The 18,149-nt window shown below is 46.7% G+C and carries 11 protein-coding genes and 1 tRNA gene; 7 read left to right on the forward strand and 5 right to left on the reverse strand.

Annotation, left to right across the window (positions count from 1 at the left end; genetic code table 11):
• Nucleotides 1-91: 91 nt before the first annotated feature.
• Complete coding sequence (locus tag EHQ17_RS07330; protein WP_135590193.1) at nucleotides 92-1,744, reverse strand: glycerol-3-phosphate dehydrogenase/oxidase; 1,653 nt, start codon at nucleotides 1,742-1,744, stop codon at nucleotides 92-94.
• 33 nt (nucleotides 1,745-1,777) lie between these two features.
• On the opposite strand from EHQ17_RS07330, the gene tyrS reads away from it, so the two are divergent.
• Together tyrS and EHQ17_RS07340 are read left to right on the forward strand one after the other, a co-directional pair.
• Nucleotides 1,778-2,995, forward strand: a complete 1,218-nt coding sequence (tyrS, locus tag EHQ17_RS07335) for a tyrosine--tRNA ligase (RefSeq protein WP_135590192.1) — start codon at nucleotides 1,778-1,780, stop codon at nucleotides 2,993-2,995.
• 45 nt (nucleotides 2,996-3,040) lie between these two features.
• Nucleotides 3,041-4,237, forward strand: coding sequence for a polysaccharide deacetylase family protein (locus tag EHQ17_RS07340; protein WP_135590191.1), 1,197 nt, complete (start codon nucleotides 3,041-3,043; stop codon nucleotides 4,235-4,237).
• 1,147 nt (nucleotides 4,238-5,384) lie between these two features.
• Here EHQ17_RS07340 and EHQ17_RS07345 read toward each other — a convergent pair.
• The 4 genes from EHQ17_RS07345 to EHQ17_RS07360 form a co-directional block, all read right to left on the reverse strand.
• The gene (locus tag EHQ17_RS07345) at nucleotides 5,385-8,624 is read right to left on the reverse strand and encodes an efflux RND transporter permease subunit (protein WP_135590190.1); all 3,240 of its coding nucleotides are present in this window, start codon (nucleotides 8,622-8,624) and stop codon (nucleotides 5,385-5,387) included.
• Nucleotides 8,625-8,639: 15 nt separating this feature from the next.
• Nucleotides 8,640-9,176, reverse strand: coding sequence for a peptide deformylase (gene def, locus EHQ17_RS07350; RefSeq protein WP_135590189.1), 537 nt, complete (start codon nucleotides 9,174-9,176; stop codon nucleotides 8,640-8,642).
• A 1-nt stretch (nucleotide 9,177) separates the two neighbouring features.
• On the reverse strand, nucleotides 9,178-9,885 hold the full coding sequence (locus tag EHQ17_RS07355) for a hypothetical protein (protein WP_135590188.1): 708 nt from the start codon (nucleotides 9,883-9,885) through the stop codon (nucleotides 9,178-9,180).
• 130 nt (nucleotides 9,886-10,015) lie between these two features.
• Nucleotides 10,016-10,088, reverse strand: a tRNA-Ala gene (locus tag EHQ17_RS07360).
• A gap of 64 nt (nucleotides 10,089-10,152) precedes the next feature.
• On the opposite strand from EHQ17_RS07360, the gene EHQ17_RS07365 reads away from it, so the two are divergent.
• From EHQ17_RS07365 to EHQ17_RS07385, 5 genes are all read left to right on the forward strand, one after another.
• Complete coding sequence (locus EHQ17_RS07365) at nucleotides 10,153-10,461, forward strand: hypothetical protein (RefSeq protein ID WP_135590187.1); 309 nt, start codon at nucleotides 10,153-10,155, stop codon at nucleotides 10,459-10,461.
• Between the two features lie 18 nt (nucleotides 10,462-10,479).
• Complete coding sequence (locus EHQ17_RS07370) at nucleotides 10,480-13,296, forward strand: SpoIIE family protein phosphatase (RefSeq protein ID WP_135590186.1); 2,817 nt, start codon at nucleotides 10,480-10,482, stop codon at nucleotides 13,294-13,296.
• Nucleotides 13,280-13,609: an STAS domain-containing protein gene (locus tag EHQ17_RS07375; protein WP_100748431.1), complete on the forward strand. Its 330-nt coding sequence runs from the start codon at nucleotides 13,280-13,282 to the stop codon at nucleotides 13,607-13,609. Before EHQ17_RS07370 ends, EHQ17_RS07375 begins: the two co-directional genes overlap by 17 nt.
• A 93-nt stretch (nucleotides 13,610-13,702) precedes the next feature.
• Nucleotides 13,703-15,355: an acyl-CoA carboxylase subunit beta gene (locus tag EHQ17_RS07380; protein WP_135590185.1), complete on the forward strand. Its 1,653-nt coding sequence runs from the start codon at nucleotides 13,703-13,705 to the stop codon at nucleotides 15,353-15,355.
• Between the two features lie 5 nt (nucleotides 15,356-15,360).
• The gene (locus EHQ17_RS07385) at nucleotides 15,361-18,108 is read left to right on the forward strand and encodes an ATP-binding protein (RefSeq protein WP_135590184.1); all 2,748 of its coding nucleotides are present in this window, start codon (nucleotides 15,361-15,363) and stop codon (nucleotides 18,106-18,108) included.
• Nucleotides 18,109-18,149: the final 41 nt, after the last annotated feature.

Below are 18,149 nucleotides of genomic sequence, written 5' to 3' on the forward strand. Positions count from 1 at the left end.
TCCCACGGACCCGCCTCCACCACCCAATCAGGGTGGGGCACCCGCGTTTCACGGGAAAATCGTCGGAATTACGGCAAAAAGCTCCCTCCGTTCAACGATAGGATTTTTTTAAACTTTCGATCAGTTCAATCGCAGCGGATTCTTCCACTTTTTTCTTCTTATCCTTCCATTTGAGACGTTTTGCAAGAATGGCCGAAACCGGACCCACCATTTTTCGCGCCATTTCCAAATCCACGAAAAGGATTCTAAATCTTCTCGCTAAGATATCTGTGACGCCTAACGCGAATTCTTTGTCCACCGCGAAGTTCACTTCTTCCTCAAAATAAGGAATTCCTTTTCCGAGCAATTTGGGTTTTTTCCCGAGGATTTCGAATACTTCCGTTCCATAATAATTCTGTAACCTTTGGGAGAGTTTCGATTCTATCTTATAAGCGGCTTCGATTTCCCGATGTAGGCTTTCGGAATAACCCGCCGCACCCGGAAACAGATATCGTTTTGTGGAACACTCGCCCTTCGTTTCCAAGTTGCCCGATTGAACGAGTTTATCCACCAAATCCTCCGCCATCTTTCTGTAGGTGGACCATTTACCGCCGCCCATAGTCACCAAACCGGAGTTAGAGACGAGGATTACTTCTTCTCTAGAAATATTCTTCGTATCCTGATTTCCTTCCGGGGAAATGAGCGGGCGAATTCCGACGAAAACGGAAAGAATATCCTCTTCTTTCACCGGATTTTCCAGATATTCGTTTCCGGTTTCGAGTAAGAACCGAACTTCGTTGCCGATCGGCAAAGGTTCCTCGCCCGGATTTTCGACCGGTGTGTCCGTGGTTCCCAAAATCACGTGATCTTCCCAGGGAATGATAAAGACGACTCTTCCGTCCTTCGTTTTAGGAATGATCAAAGCCGATTCGCAGGGAATTTTTTCCTTCGAAAAAACGAGGTGAATTCCCTGGCTCGGAGAAAGTACGTTGAAGGTTCTCGGATCGTCCAATTTACGAACGTGATCCACCCAGATTCCGGTCGTATTGGCGATCACCTTCGCGCGAACGGGAAACGTTTTCCCCGTTTCCAAATCCTTTAGATGAGCGCCTTTTACTTTTCCGTTTTCTTTGATAAAAGAAACGAGTTCCACTCGATTGGCAACGGTCGCTCCTTCTTTTTGTGCGGAACGCGCCAGCAGAACGTTCAGACGTGCGTCGTTGAACTGCGCATCGAAGTAGGTGATCCCTCCGAAAAGCCCCTTTTTTTGAATCGCGGGGAATTCGGAAATAGCCTCGGACTTTGAAATCGTCTTATGCGACGGGAGTTTTCCTTTCGAAGCTAAAATGTCATACAAGGTCAGGCCGATTCCGTAATACGGCCTTTCATAAAAACGATAGGCCGGAAGAACGAACTGGAGCGGTTTTACGAGATGAGGCGCATTCTCCAAAAGTCTTTGCCTCTCGCTCAAGGCTTCGTGAATCAGTTTAAAATGAAATTGAGCGAGGTAACGAACTCCTCCGTGAATCAGTTTTGTAGAACGGGAGGAGGTTCCGGAAGAAAAATCCCTTCTTTCGATGAGCGCCGTTTTGTAGCCCCGTTTGGCCGCGTCCAAAGCCGCTCCGGAACCGGTGGACCCGCCCCCGATCACCAAGATATCGTAGGTTTCCGTTTGTAATTTTTGAATCTCTTCGGCTCGGTTCTGTTTTTCCATTTTTACGACTCTTCCTGCTTTACAGGTTTCTTTCCCCCTGCAAATTTGCATTAAGTTTCACAATTCCGATCTATATTTTCTTTCATGGACGTTCAAAAGCAAATCGAAATCATACGCAGAGGTTGCGTAGACATCATCAGTGAAGAGGAATTAAAATCCAAACTTCAAAAGAAAGGCGTTTTAAAAATCAAGGCCGGCTTCGATCCGACCGCGCCCGATTTACATCTAGGACATTTTGTTCAGCTGAAAAAACTCAAACACTTTCAGGATCTGGGGCACGAAGTTTCCTTTCTTTTGGGGGATTTTACCGCGATGATCGGGGACCCGACCGGAAAATCCGAAACCAGAAAAAGACTTTCGAAAGAGGAGGTTTTGGAGAATTCCAAAACGTACCAAAGTCAGGTGTTCCGGGTTCTGGATCCGCAAAAGACCAAAATCGTTTATAACTCGGCCTGGTGTTCTCCGATGAAGTTCGAAGACGTCCTGGTGTTAAGCTCCAAATACAACGTGGCCCGAATGCTCGAGCGCGACGACTTCAGCAAACGTTACAAATCCGGGCAACCCATCTCCATGATCGAATTCTTATATCCTTTGGTCCAGGGATACGATTCGGTCGCGATGGAATGCGACGTCGAATTGGGAGGAACCGATCAGAAATTCAATCTTTTGGTCGGTCGCGACTTACAACGCGAATACGGAAAAGAAGCGCAATGCGTGCTCACTCTACCGCTGCTCGTCGGTTTGGACGGAGTCAAAAAAATGTCCAAGTCCTTGGGCAATTACGTGGGAATCACAGAATCGCCGATCGATATGTTCGGAAAACTCATGTCCATCTCGGACGATCTCATGTGGAATTATTTCGAATTATTAACCGACTTGCCGTTTTCCGAAATAGAACTCAGAAAAAAAGGAATCACCTCCAAGGAGCTTCATCCCAAGGAAGTGAAAACCGAACTTGCAAAACTCATTATGGATCAATTCTCATCTCCGAGCGAAAACGAAGCCGCGATCGAAGAATGGAAGAGGGTCCATAATCCTAAGTCCAGAGCCGTTCCCGACGAAATTCCGGAAGTAAAACTGGGAGACGAATTTTATGCGGAAACTCCCGAACCGCTTTTGGTATGGGTGTTGAGCAAACTTGCTTTTGTCCCTTCCGTTTCCGAAGGAAGAAGATTGATCAAAGCCGGGGGATTGTATCTTGCGGAAGATAAGATCACGGACGAAAAACTGTCGATTCAAAGAGGCAGGGAATATCTGGTTCGTCAGGGCAAAAAGGGGAAATTTTTAAAAATTCTTTCTTAAAAATGATTTGAAGGAATCCGTTTTTTTTTATTCAATCGATTCTTTATGTTAAGCGAGGAAGAATCTTCAGAACTTTCCAGAACGATTTCAGAAATCAAAAAAACCGGGATCGAATCCGAGGAAATCGAACGGAAATTTCGAATGCTTCGAATCCTATTTTCATTGGGATTCTTTACGTTTTTAGGTTCCGTTTCGATCTTAACCCTCACTCATAAAATTTTCCGCTTAGAAGCGACCGTCGAAAAACAGACGGTTCACATCGCCGATTTAGAGGAAACCTTAACCTCTTTACGTCTAGAGGAACAACAGAAGGAAGAAGAACTTCTGAAATTCAAATCCGATCTCTACGAGGCCGTGCCCGACGGGGATTTGAGCGACCAGGTCTCTGAAAATAAAATCGCCTTAGAAGCGTTAGTCGGTCCTGAAACGGGCAAAAACGTAAATCGTGGAGACGTTCGTTTTAAGGAAATTGCCCTGACCTTTGATTTGGGTACCGGCGAGGATTTAAAACTCATCCACGAATACATGTCTCGTTTTCCGATTAAAATCACTCTCTTCGTTTCGAACGAAAACCCTGCTTTGAAAAACGGATCGTTTTTCAGCAATACCAACCTGTATTATCTTAAGAAACTCTCCGAGTTGGACGATCGTGTCGTCTTCGGAAATCACACATGGAGTCATTATAATATTCCAAGAAGTTTATACGAAACATCTCTTCGCAAACGCGCCTTGCTGAGTTACGTTTCGGACGAGATTCCGGACACGAACTTTCTGTTGCAGGAAATGAGAATGGTCGAGGAAAAGTTTCATTCCGTAACCGGGAGAGAACTTACGAAATTCTATCGATTGCCTTATGGCGGTTTTGATCCGCTCGTAATTAAAACGTTCGGAAAATTAGGATATCCCCATCATATTTTTTGGAGCAATAATTCCGTGGGTTCCCTGGATATTCCAGACTTCGTATATAAAAAATTCATTTACAAGAAGGATCCGCAAACCGGCAAAACTCGGATTCTTCCGAATCCCAATTATAAAACCAGAGTGGAGGCTTTGGACTTTTTGTATCGTTGGGAGGAAGCGGACAAAAACGGAATGAACGGAGCAATCATTTTGATGCATTTGGGTTCGCCGAGACAATCGGAGAAATTGATTTATATTCTTCCGGATTTCATTCAGGAAATGTTATCCAAAGGTTATAGTTTCGTGACGGTTCCGGAAATCATCAATTCCCAACAGGACTGATTTTGACCGGGTAGGAATTCCGACGTTTTTCGGAAAAGCAAGGTCGCACTTTCATTGTGAAATTTTTTAGTCGTAGGTTCGGCGTTTTATTCCTGTTTCGTTCCGCTCGTCGATCTACGTTCGAGTAGGAATCTTCCGTTCGATTGTATCGGTTGTGAACACGCGGCCGATCTCGGATTTTCTTTACGTCTTCGCCGTTGATACGTGCCTTATTCCGAGGTACGGACCCGGCGTTTCGATCGTTTGTATTTTTTCTTCTTCACCCGTTTTAGAAAAGGACGAGGGTTTCGTTTTGTGATCGACCTTACAAATAGGTTTCAAAGTGGAAAGTAAAGCAGGCGACAAAAACGGTCGGAAAAACTACGAAATTTTTAAAAAAGAAAAAAATTCATCCGAAGAAAAATAGAACCGCTCAAGAGCAAAATATTTCGAAGATCGTCGTAGGATCTCCCACCGAAGGCAATCCGCGGGGTTATTTCCCTTCGGCTTCAACTGAATTTCTTTGAAAAAAGAAGTGCTGATTTTTTCTTTTGTCGATATGGAGCCAATTCTCTTTGTTTAACGTTGTTGTTCCCACGTCGGTTTTCTCCGGTCATTTGCGGAATCTATTTGTGATATGCGGCGCCTGGCCTACACGTTCTCGCATACCTGATTTCCCGGAAATCGTAAATAAAGCCGTTCGTTAAACCGTATCTGGTCCGTCGCGAGGATTCCTTTTTTCTGATACAGTTTTCCGATTCCCGCTTTCGATTCTTTGAAAGCAAGAATCTCCGTTGTAACCTGGTCTCTCAAAAACGAATGTGTGTCCCCAGCCCGTCTCGATCCAAGGCGTCCCGTCCATTTAGGTCGCCTTCGTATGATTCGGCAAAAACGAAATTGGAATCTAAAAAGAGGGAGTTCTATTCGAAAGAGATTTCGAAGATGGACGGGTTTGGTTCGGAATCGTCGCGTTTACGATTTGCAGGAGCCAAACGCAAAAGAATAGGTGGAATGCGCTCCGAAACGAAACGATCCCAATCAATCATAAGAAGGAAGGAAACGAAAAAAATTGGGACTTTAAAATTTCAGAACGTTTCGGGAAAAGGATTCTTCCACCGCCCGGTTTCCAAATCACCTTTCCCGATCTTCGTGGAAAAACGGATTCTGATCAGGTTTTAGCCTGAAACAAACGTTGAAATTTCGTCTGAACGTTATACACCGTTTTGTAAAGTACTGGAACGGCGACTAACGTAAGAAACGAAGAAAACGCGAGTCCCCATCCGAAAGCCAAAGCCATCGGAACCAGAAACGGATCCCTTCCTCCGATTCCATAGGCAGTAGGCAAAAGTCCAAGTACGGTAGTGACCGTAGTTAAAACCACCGGTCTGAGACGCAACAATCCCGTTTCCACGAGGATGGAGTCTATGTCTTCGTTGGGTTTTTCCATACGGAGCTGATTCGCAAAATCCACCAACACGATCGAATCGTTTACCACAACCCCGGCTAAACCTACAATCCCCAAAAACGCCAAAAAGCCGAAGTATTCTCCGTGTAGTACGAACGCTAGAATCACTCCGATCAAGGAAAACGGTATCGAACTTACCACGATCACCGGTTGTATGAGAGACCGGAAGAGCGAGGCGAGAATCATAAAGATGATGATAAAAGCCACGAGGAAGGCCCTTCCCAAACTCGCTAAGGATTCTTCCGTGTCTTTGTTTTCTCCGCCGAAGCGCATCCGATAACCCGGATATTTTTCAATGATTCCTTTGGAAAGTTTGGAAATCTCCGCGTTGGCGCGCCTCGTATCCGTTTTCGTTTCATCCAGATTGGACGTCACGGTTAACAGACGTTTGCCGTCCAAGTGATTGATGTTTGCAAATCCGGGCTCCCGAACATAAGTGATCAATTTCGAAACGGGAATCAGTTTCCCGAGTTGATTGTTTACGAAAATGTTATTCAACGATCCGATGGACTTTCTCACCTCTTCCGGAAAACGGACTTTAACTTCCACTTCTTCGTCCGCACGTTTGATCTTGGTCGCGACCGTACCTTGAAACGCCGTGTTGATCGACTGAGCGACCTTAAACACGGAAACCCCCGCCGTGGAGGACAAGGATTCGCTGACCTTGATCCGAATTTCATCCTTTCCTTCATTGAAGTCGTCCCCGATATCCGTGACGCCGGGAACCTTCGCCATAACAGCTTTGTATTCTTCTCCGATACGAATCAGGGTGTCGTAATCGTCTCCCCGAATTTCTATGGCGACCGGTTTCCCGACCGGCGGTCCTCCCGAGATTTTTTCAAAATCCAAAGCCACGAGTTGTCCTTTAAAACGAGAAAATTCGGAAGGGTATCCGTTGAGAGAATAGGGTTTGTATTCCTCCTTTTTTTTCTCCGCTTCCTTTTTTCGGGTCTCTTCCAGAATCTGGATCGATTTTTCGTTCAACAACCAGATGGTCTTCTCTCGTATTTCGGAAATGATCGCATCCGTGGAACGTTTTCTATTTTCTTCGGGACTCAGATAAACGAGCACTTGCGCGTAGTGTTTTCCGCGTTTGGTGAACGGATCGTTAGGATCCTTTTGAATGATCCCGACGCGCGTAACGTAGTTTTCCACCTCGTCTTTGGAGAGTTTCGCGAGTTCGGATTCTATCAATCGTGTGAACCTCTCCGTCTCTTGCAAAGAAAGTCCCGTTTGTCCCGTTAGTTTCACCTGGAACACATCCACAGATCCGGGAAATAACTTGAACTTACCCGCAACGGCGAATAACGCAAAACTTCCGATAAGCATCGCCGTCAGATAAAGAAACACCTGAAGTCTGTGTTTTAAGGCGAATTTTAAAAGAGGCAGATAAGCTCCCGTTTTAAAACGGTAAAACCAGCCGCTTTCCTCTTTGATCTGTCCCGAATGAAACTTGTGTTTGTTGATGTCGTACAAATGGGAGGGAAGGATAAAAAACGCCTCCGACAAGGAAGCGATCAGGGCGATGATGACGACAAGCGGAATACTGTAGATGAACTTTCCGAAAATCCCCGTCATAAAGAGCATCGGTGCGAATGCGGCTACAGTGGTGGTAACCGTAGCCGTTACGGGATCGATGACCTCCGAGGTTCCCTTGAGCGCCGCTTCGTAAGCGGGCATTCCTTCCTCCATATAACGATACACGTTTTCGCAGATGATGATCGCGTCGTCCACGAGGATCCCCACTACGATGATCAAACCGAACATCGAAATCAGATTGAGAGTCAGTCCGAGATAATTCATGATCACGAACGTAGCACCGAAAGAAACGGGAATTCCGAGAGCCGTCATCAGCGCCACACGCCACCCTAAAAACAAAAACAAGGAAGCCGTAACTAAAATCAAACCACCGACCGCATTCGAAAGAAGAACGCCCAAACGCCTACGAATATATTTGGAAAGGTCGTTGACAAAGGCGTATTCGAATTCTCCGTCCGAGGCGCCGCGGAATTCCTCGATGACTTTTTTCGCCTGATCCACGACCAAAATCGCGTCCGCCTTTTCGCGTTTGATTACGGTAAGGGCGATCGTTTTTCTACCGTTCACCTTATCCAAGTATTCCGCTTCCTTCAATCCTTCGGTGACTCGGGCCACGTTTTCGATTCGAATGGAATTTCCGATCTCGTTGGAGCGGACGTGAACTCCGGAAATTTCCCGCGCAGAATCGAATTCTCCGATCGTACGAAGGATCATTTCCTTCTGATTTCCGGCCACGTTTCCGCCGGGGAAATTTATATTACGATTTTTTAATGCAAAGATTACGTCCTGGCTCGTGAGATAGTGCGAAAACATGGCGGCAGGGTTAATGTCCACCTGCATTTCGGTTTCTCTCCAGCCTCGTTTGGAGATTCTCGCCACTCCGGGAATATCTTCGAGGGCTTGTTCTACGATCTTGGCTTGGGCCTTGAGTCGTTTTTCCGCTTCCACACTGTTATCGTCCGATTTTAAACTTACGTCGATTTCGATAACCGGTTGTCTTGCAGTAGTGATTTCCGTAACGATTGGATCTTCCGCTTCTTCGGGAAGATCTTCCACCCGATCGATGGCCGCTTTCAGATCGTCCACCACCTTCTGCGTATCCTTTGCATCCGGATCGAGAGTGATCACGATTCCCGAACGGTTTTCGATCGAAGCGGAGCGGAATTCCTTGATTCCGTCCACTTCCTTGATCGCCTCTTCCAAAGGTTTTGTTACCAATTTTTCGATCTCGGACGGGGAGGCGCCGGGAAACACGGTGATCACGCTTACGATATCGAAGTTGATGTTGGGGAAGGCCTCGCGATTCATCCGAAAGGCGGTAAACCCTCCGATCAGGATGATCAAAAACGTGAGAAGATTGACGAAGATACTTTTAGAGAGAAAATACTCGACCAGTGATTTCATGTAGTTTCGATTTTTTTAATCTAGAATTTTAGCGTCGGAATCCAGAGTGTCGTTGAATCCGAATAATTTCGTGTCCTTGAGACGATCCACATAAAGAACTCCCTTTAGGTGATCGCATTCGTGTTGATAAACGACCGCCTTATAACCGTCGATCGTCTCGTCGAATCGATTTCCCTTTTCGTCCATCCATTGCATTCGAATCCGATTGGGTCGTTCCACATAACCTCTCATACCGGGAACGGAAAGACAACCTTCCCAAAATCCGGAACGATCCTCGGTCAGAGGAGTGATGATAGGATTTAGGATGATCCGTTCGGGAACATCCGGAGTTCCCGGATAACGTTCGTTATCCTCCGAACCCACGACTACGATCTGTTTCAGAATTCCGATTTGAGGAGCCGCTAAACCGACACCTTCCGCGTGACGCATCGTGTCGAACATGTCGCGGATTAATTTTTTGAATTCTTTGGTTTGAATTTCTTCTTCCGAAACGGGTTCGGAAACTTGGCGAAGAAGCGGATCGCCCATTTTCAAGATTTTTCTGACTGACATACTAAAAACCAGGTTCCATCTTATTGTTCGACTTTTTTTGGACAGAAGAAATCGAATCGTCCGAAAGAATTTTCTCGAGTAAATTCGACAACGTAGAATTTACGTTTTCTGTTTTCGAAACTTCGATTCTAAATACTCGAAAATCGCGGAGCTTGGTCCCGAAATTCGAAAGTTGTTCGGAGATCGTTCGGTTCGACTCCGTAAAAAGAATCGACGGAGGAGAAATTCCCGCGGGAAGTTCGATTCTAGTACAACTTTCCTCCAAGGAACGGAAGAAGGAATACAACTCCTCGGAAAAAAAATTCCACGGACTCCAACCGAGGCGTTTCGAAATCCAATGCACCGATTTCGGAAGAAAGGAAAACGATTCCGTTTCGAAATACGGAGGATCGATCACACAAGCGGCCTCGATCCGTTTCGGAAAACGGCGTAGAAGTTCGAATACCGTTCCCGAAAAATAACCTTCTCCCAAAAGTTTCATCTTGGATTTGGAATTCCCGACTTCGTTCGATAGAATTTCGAGCCATTCCGCATAACGAGGCAAGGGACCCGACAAAGATCCCGGTTTCCATCGCCGGATTCGAATCGGAAAACGGTCGGGGAAAGAGGATTCGGTCAAGATTTTTCCGGAGTATTCGAAATCGGAAATCCAAAGAATGGGAGAGGAGTCCGCGCGTCGGAGTCCGCGGAAGGAAAGCGATTCTGCCATAGTTCCGTATTTTCCTAGGGAAAGGTTTTCTCCATGGGTTCGAAGAACGGGCCTAAGATCCATTCAAAAAGAAAGAGTTTGACAGAGGCGGGGAAAGTTTAAAAACTCAAGTGCGGCGAGAAACGGGATTTGGAGACGAGGGGAATCGAACCCCCGACCTTTTGAATGCCATTCAAACGCTCTCCCAACTGAGCTACGTCCCCGTCGGAATCAGGATTTTTCCGATTTCGACGGAGTCAAATACAAATACAAAATGGAGTGTAAAGGATGAGTGATTCGATCGAAGAATTGCAAAAAAAACTGAAAATCCAAAACGACATCATCAAAGGATACGAAAAAGTTCTACGGTTAAACGAGCAGGAATTGGAAAACGCGGACGAAATCATCCGTATGTACGAGGGGATCATCCAGTATTCCGGAAAGGAACTCAAGGACGCCAAAGAAGCCTTCGATGCCACGAACGTAGTGACCAATCTTTCCCGGGAGGAATTGATGGGAGCCCTTTCCCGCATCAAAGAACTGGAAGGCGCGAATAAAAAACTCCGGGAAGAATCCTTACGGTTCCAAGCCGGTTGATCTCTGCCCGCGTCCGCCTTGATTTCGAGTAAAAAACAAGATTCCCTCCTCAGACAAACCTCTGATGGAAAACTCTACCTGGAAGACAATCCGGGTTTGACGATCGTTTTCGAATCCCTTCTTAAAGAAATCATACAGTTCACCTCCGCGTCGTACGGGGTCTTTCACTTTCGTTTAGAAGACGGAAACATCAAATCCATCTCATCTCTTCTTCCCGATTCCGTTTCCGAGGAAGCCGGACTCGTTTCCGAGTTTTGTTTTAAAACCGGACAGGACATCAACCTCAAAAAGGGAAAATCTCCGAGCAAACTGATCGCCCCTCTTTCGCAAAATTCGGTCTGTTGTATTTTACACGTCGGAGAATTGGGGGACTCGACCTCGGAAAATCAAAAAAGGATTTTCGGAACGATCTTTTTAGGAAGACCGGACGACGCCGGAGGCGAATTTCGGGAAACCGATTTCGAACATCTTCGTGAAACTACGCGTATCATCTCCGATCTTCTGGAGGAGTCATTCGTTTCCGGAGAATCCTCGTTAGTCGTTCTTTCCTTGATGACTACTTCCCGAGTTGCTTTAGAGTCGGTGCAGATCCGGAAACAAACCGATCGGTTCGACTTTCTACTAACGGAGATTATACGGGTCTCGGGTCTCATCAACAAGTCCCTGGATCTTTCGCAGTTGTTGGAAGCCATCATGCTTTCTTCCAAATCGGTCTTCCGTACGGAAGCGTGTAGCGTACTCTTACTGGACGACACGAAGGAATATCTGTACTTTCATACCGTCCTCGGTGAAAAAAGGGACGAAGTCACCAAGGTGCGTGTTCCGGTGGGCAAGGGCGTCGCGGGAATGGTGGTTCAGGACAAACAACCTATGATCATCAACGACGCCAAAACCGATCCGAGAGTGTATCGCGAAGTGGATAAGGTTTCCCATTTCGTGACGAGGAACATCATGGCGGCCCCGTTGCTCGTGGAAGGGCAGGTGATCGGAGTCATCGAAGCGATCAACACGATCGATCGCACCTTCTTCACCGAAAACGATCTAGAACTTTTCCTAAGTTTTTCGGGAACTTCCGCGCTCGCGATTCAGAAGACAGGTCTTCTACAAAACCTGGAAACCGCCAACAAGGATTTGAGAAAGAAGGTTTCCGAACTGGAAAGTTTATTCGAACTTTCTAAAGTAGTTTCCTCCGCCAAAAGCCAAGCGGATCTGATGAAACAATCGATTCCAGTAATTCACGGAGAGATGGATTCCAGTAAAACGGGAATTTTTCTCATCAATCGTAAGATGGGAATTTTGACTTCGATCGCGTTCACCGCCGAAAAAACGATTCAGATATCGAGAACACAAAACTACCAGGGAAGTTTTATCCACGCTTGCATCGAAGAGGAAAAAACGACCGTAAAAGAGGACATACAGAATTACCAGTTCTCCCACGAACTGGATCAGGAATATCTCAAAGGTTCTTATATCGTCCTTCCGTTGATGCACCAGGGAAGAAGTTCCTTCGGAGCGATCACCGTGTCCGACCGAGTGGATAAACTTTCCTACAACCATTCGCACCTTAGGTTGTTACAAACGTTCGCGTCGTTGATCGCCAGAGGACACGAAACTCTCAAATTGCAAAACGAGATGATTTCCAGAAAAGCGATGCAACGATCCCTCGAACGCGAGATCGAAATCACGAGAGAGATTCAAAAGAATATTCTTCCCGGATCCAAAAGTTTCAGTTCCAATTTCGATTTAGGAGTCAAGTCGGTTCCCGCCAAGGAAGTATCGGGAGACTTCTACGATTTCTATCAATATCAGGACGGGCAGTATTCGTTTTTGGTTTCCGACGTCTCGGGAAAAAGTTTGCCCGCGGCGATTTTTATGGCGATGAGTTCCTCAGTGATCCGCACCCTGGCGCGAAATCACGACTTAAGTCCGGAGGAAATTCTCAAACAAGGAAACGCGCTGATCTACGAGGATTCCCACAACGGCATGTTCGTGACGACGTTTTTTATCCACTACAATCCGGCGATTTTCACCGTGGATTACGCTTCCGCAGGTCACAACGATCAGGTTTTGATTCGTAAGGACGGAAGTTGGGAATTGATCAAAGGTTCGGGACCTCCGCTCGGAGTGGTTCCTTCCGCGAGTTATCGAGGGGGAAGTTTGATCGTGGAACCGGGCGACATGCTCATTCTCTATACGGACGGAGCGATCGAGGAGAAAAATTCCAAGGACGAGGAATTCGGTTTGGAGCGGATGATCGAAGAGGTGATCGCAAGAAAACACCTTCCTTCCGAACGGATCGTAAACGAACTTTTCGGACTTGTGAGAAATTTTTCCGGAGCTCCCGAACTCTTCGACGACTTCACGGTGATGATCCTGAAGTTCAACGACGACTATCAATTCTCCCGTAGTTTTGAGGCGAGCACTTCGGCGATTCCATTGTTTCGTGAATTCGTATATGAAACGATCAAGGTTCGGAATTTGGAGGAATCGCTTCGAGACGATATCTTATTGGCCTGCGACGAAGCGGGTACAAACATAGTGATGCACGGTTATGAAAATACCGAATTGAAAAATCCAAAGTTCGAATGTAAAATACGCTTTACAGGGGATTGGATCACCATTGTATTAATGGATGTAGGAAAAGTATTCCGGAGAAAGGAAGTTCGGGAACCTTCGATCGAAGACAATCTCACCGGCAAACGTAAGGGCGGATTCGGCGTCTACTTGATCGAAAAACTGATGGATTCGGTCGAATATTCCAGCGAAGGCGGAAAGAACGTTTTAGTTCTTAAGAAGAATTTTCAGAATAAGGCCGCACATGGAAATCACATCTGAAATCAAAAATCATTCTAAAATCGTCCATCTGATCGGAAATTTGGACGTTCACAACACGCATAGGATCGAATCCGTTTTTATGGACCAGGTCAAAGCAGGAAATTCTCCGGTTCTCATCTTAGATCTTTCCTCCGTGGAATTCATCTCTTCCGCGGGACTGAGAATCATCGTCGCCGCTTTGCGGGAATGTAAGGAGAGGGATGTGGAACTTAGACTGGCGGGAATCAAACCCGCCGTTCGAAAGGTCTTCGAGATCATCGATATGAATTCCATGTTCAGCATCTTCGACACTCTCGAATCCGCGATAAAGTAGTCCTTCCTTTCTTCTTAAGTCGAATTTAACTTTCCCGAGAAGCGTTTCTTTAAAAACTGGATATATTTCTCATTCCATTTTAAAGGGCCCTGTATGTCCGAGACAAATTACTCATTGGAAAATCCATTTCAATCCTCGACCGAATCCGAGGTTCCGAAAACCCGCGGTCTTTACGAAGAAGCGAACGAACTCGGAAAGGAACTTCTCGATAAACCCTTAGCCGGCGGAGGAGTGGATCGAATCCTCGTACAACACTCCAAAGAAAGGATGACCGTTTGGGAGCGCATCAAAGTTCTCACCGACCAAGAACCGAATATCCTCTATCAGAACTGGGGCAAAAATTTGGATGGAGCGTCCCTGGTCACCGGTATTTTGAACATCAACGGTCGAGACGTGGCTATTTACGGTCACGATTTTACGCTTCGGGCCGGTTCGATGGACGCGACCAACGGAAGCAAACTGGCGCGATTGATTTATATGGCCGGAGAACACGGAATTCCTTTGATCGGAATGAACGATTCCGCCGGTGCCTATGTGCCTGCGGGTGTCGGCGGTCTCGACGGTTACAGCGAAGCATTCACCGCACTTCGTAAAATCAGCGGCGTCGTTCCGAGTCTGATGCTTATGTTCGGATTCAACGCGGGGGGCGGTGCGTATCTTCCTCGACAAGGTTCGTTTATGATCCAATGCGAGAACACGTTTTTCGGTTTGACCGGCCCCGGTGTCGTAAAATCCGTGTTAGGTGAGGATATCTCCGCGGACGATTTAGGCGGGCCGAAGGTTCACGGTCAGAGCGGGGTCGTGGATTTGGTGACCGGGGACGAACTCGGATCCTTACGAACCGCACTCAGACTTCTTTCCTATCTTCCAGACAACAACCGTTCGTTCGCTCCGTTTCATCCGACCTCGGATCCGACGGATCGTTTTATCTACGAGGAGGAGATCCTCTTTAAGAAAACGTTCAATTCTCCGACCGGAATGAATACCCCGTTCGATATTACCTTGTATCTGCAGAATATCTGCGACCACGGTCAGTATTTCGAAATCCAACCGCAGAGATCCAGAAACCTGGTCACCGCATTCGGAAGGATCGGCGGCCACGTGGTCGCCTTCGTAGCAAATAACTCCGCGGTTTCCTCCGGTCAGATCGATATCGGAGCCGCGCGTAAGGGAACGAGGTTCATACGTTTCTGCAATTTGTACAATATTCCGATCGTTTTTCTCGAAGACACGACCGGGTTTCTTCCCGGAAAGGAACAGGAGCAGAACGGAATCGTTTTGGAAGGACGAAAACTTTTGGATTCCATCATCGACATTCGCACTCCTCGTCTAACATTAATTATACGGAATGCCTTCGGAGGCGCGTACGCTTGTTTCAACTCCTATCACGTCGGCGCCGATATGGTATTCGCGCTTCCTACGGCGCGTATCGCGGTAATGGGACCGGCCGGTAAGGACTACGTCTACAAGGACGAAGTTTCCTCCGTACAAAGGGAATATCAAGAAAACGTAAAGAAAGGGATGCCCGATAAGGAAGCGATCTCGATTCGGGATAAAAAACTTCAGGCCATTTCCACACAATACGAACGGGAACTGATGAATCCGAAAGAGGCGCTTTCCCTCGGTTCCGTTTCCAGAATCGTTCTACCCGGAACGACCAGAAGTATACTCCATCAAAATTTGGATTATCTGATTCGACATTACAAACCGGAACCGCTTTCCGGACCGCAAAGGGAGTTTGAGTAATCGACATGATCGACTTTCAAAACAATCGCATTCAATTTCACCAATCCAACTCTCCTTGGATTCGTTCCTTTTCCCTGGAATCGATCAAATGTTTGATCGTTTGCCGCGGTCCAGTTCGAAAAGAAGCTATGGATATCTTCGACTCGATCGGAATCCGCGAATACGGAATTCTACTTTCCGAAAAGGATTCCGTGGTTTATCCGATGGCACTTGCGCCGGAGCTTCGTGGTTTCCGTTTTCCGCACAATATCCACCGCGTTCCCGATTATATGGGCGCGGGCACAGAAGAGAAGGTGGAACGGATTCAACAGATCATCTCCATCGCCAAAGATAACCAATACACTCATATCTTCGCGGGTTACGGTTTTATGGCGGAGGATTCCGAATTCATCGAAGCGATCGAAAAAAGCGGAATCGTTTTTATGGGACCCGCGTCGTATGTGGCCAATCAAGCCGGTTCGAAAGACGCGGCCAAAAAGATAGCCCGTAAGCTGGACGTTTCCGTAACTCCGGGTGTGGACAATATCTCCTCGTTGGCGTTGCTCGCAAAGGCTCCGGACGCAAAGGCGTTGGAAAAATTCGCGAAGGAAAAAGGGATCGACTTTACGTTCGATTCTTCCCTGTCTCCGGAAGCGAACGCGGAGAACCTGTTAGAATTAGGATATTCTAAAATTATCGAATTGGTTTCGATTGCCGATCTACAAAACGAAGCCGAGAAGGAATCGAAAAAGATCTGGGAAAAATATCCGAAAAACCGGATCCGCTTTAAATACATAGGCGGGGGCGGAGGAAAAGGACAACGAGTCGTCTCCAAGCCGGAAGAAGTCAAAGGCGCCGTTCAAGAAATTCTTTCCGAATCAAAAGTAACCGCTCCCGGGACGAACAAAAACTTTCTGATCGAGTTGAACATTGAAAATACGAGACACAACGAAATTCAATTGATCGGTAACGGAGAATGGTGTCTTGCATTGGGTGGAAGGGATTGTTCCGTCCAGATGCACGAACAGAAACTGCTCGAAATTTCTCTGACCCAGGAACTTTTAGAGAAGGAAATCGCGGTCTGTTCGGCTAAGGATCCCAAAAAAGCCGAAGTTCTCAAAGGAGACCTAAAGGTTCTTCGCGAGATGGAGGAACAATCCGAACGTTTCGGAGCCGCGGTAAAACTCAACAGCGTCTCTACTTTCGAATCGATCGTGGAAGGAACCAACCATTTCTTTATGGAAGTGAACACTCGGATCCAAGTGGAACATAGGGTTACGGAAATCGTATATTCTTTGAAGTTCAAAAATCCGGAAAACGCGAACGAATTTTTTATCGTGGACAGTCTTATCGAGGCGATGGCCTTACTTTCCCTTCACGGAAAAAGGCTTTCGAAACCGGAACGGATTCTGCGTTATCCATCCGGTTCAGAAGTACGCATCAATGCGACGAACAAGGCGATTCAACCGCACGCGGGCGGCGTAATCATGAACTGGTCCAAACCTCTTTCGGACGAAATTCGAGACGACCAGGGGATCAGCATACGCAATCCGGACACCGGTTTATTCGTTCATTATAAAGTAGCTGGAGCGTACGATTCCAATATCGCCCTTTTGATCACACACGGAGAAAACCGGGAGGATAACTTAAAACGTCTCGGAAACATACTCCGTAAAACGGAACTGAGAGGCAACGACCTGCAGACCAATCTTCTCGTACATTACGGTTTGATAAATTGGATTTTGGGTAAGGACGCGATGTTCAAACCTTCTACTTCCTTTATGATTTCGTATCTCGCCGCCGTCGGCGCCTTGGAGAAATTGGTCAAGGACCTGGATCTGGAAATCGCTTGGAAAAAAGTAATTTCCGAACTGAATTCCGCAGACGCGAAAAAGGTTCTGAATCGTAAACTTACGTTGATTACGAGACCGATCGGCGACTTGATCAAGGACGCGCACTTACTCGCAGGATTTTTAGGGTATCACCTCGGGCGTTCTTGGAAACTGTCCGGTGCTAAGGTGGAATGGTTGAGAAACCCCGTACATATCCTTTTCGATCTCTATCATTACCTGAATATGGAAGCGAATCCTTCCCAATCACCTTCGGAACAAATTTGGGATCACGACGACGAGATTCTGCAAAACGCGTTGTCGTTTTATCAGGAACTTTCCAAACTCACCGGCATATCCGAGGATTCCATAGAACTCGTAACGGCCCTGGATTCCGGGAAATCGATCCAAGGCGTGGACGCAAAACTTCTACCTTCCGTACAAAAATCACACAATGGATTTCAACTCGGTCTGTCGTTGTTGAAACTTCTTCCCGTGGCCGGTTTAAATTCCGGGTTCTATAAACTGGATGTGGACGAAAAACTGGAAGCGGTCATTCCTGAGGAATTCAAAAAAACGGACACAAGGGACGCGTTCATTAAGTTTTTGGCTCCGCCTCCGAAAGCGAGTTCCGACGAAATCGTGGCTCCTATGGGAGGAATGTTCTATTCCAAAGAGGCACCCGATCTTCCTCCTATGGTTGGGGTAGGCGATCATTTCAAAGCGGGACAGCCTCTGTTTATCGTGGAAGTGATGAAAATGTTCAACAAAATCTCCGCACCGTTCAGCGGAACGGTAAAAGAGATTTTGTTAAGCGACAGCGACGGAAAAATCATCTCCAAAGGCCAGACGATCTTTAAGATCGTTCCTGACGAAGTGATCCATATCGAAACCGAAGCCGAAATCGCGGAACGCAGAAAGAAAATCACGCTCTCCCTCCTCTGATAAGAGGCGGTCAGACGTTAGACGACATATCCAGACGATGC

It is taken from the genome of Leptospira gomenensis (assembly GCF_004770155.1).
Classification (GTDB): Bacteria; Spirochaetota; Leptospiria; order Leptospirales; family Leptospiraceae; genus Leptospira; species Leptospira gomenensis.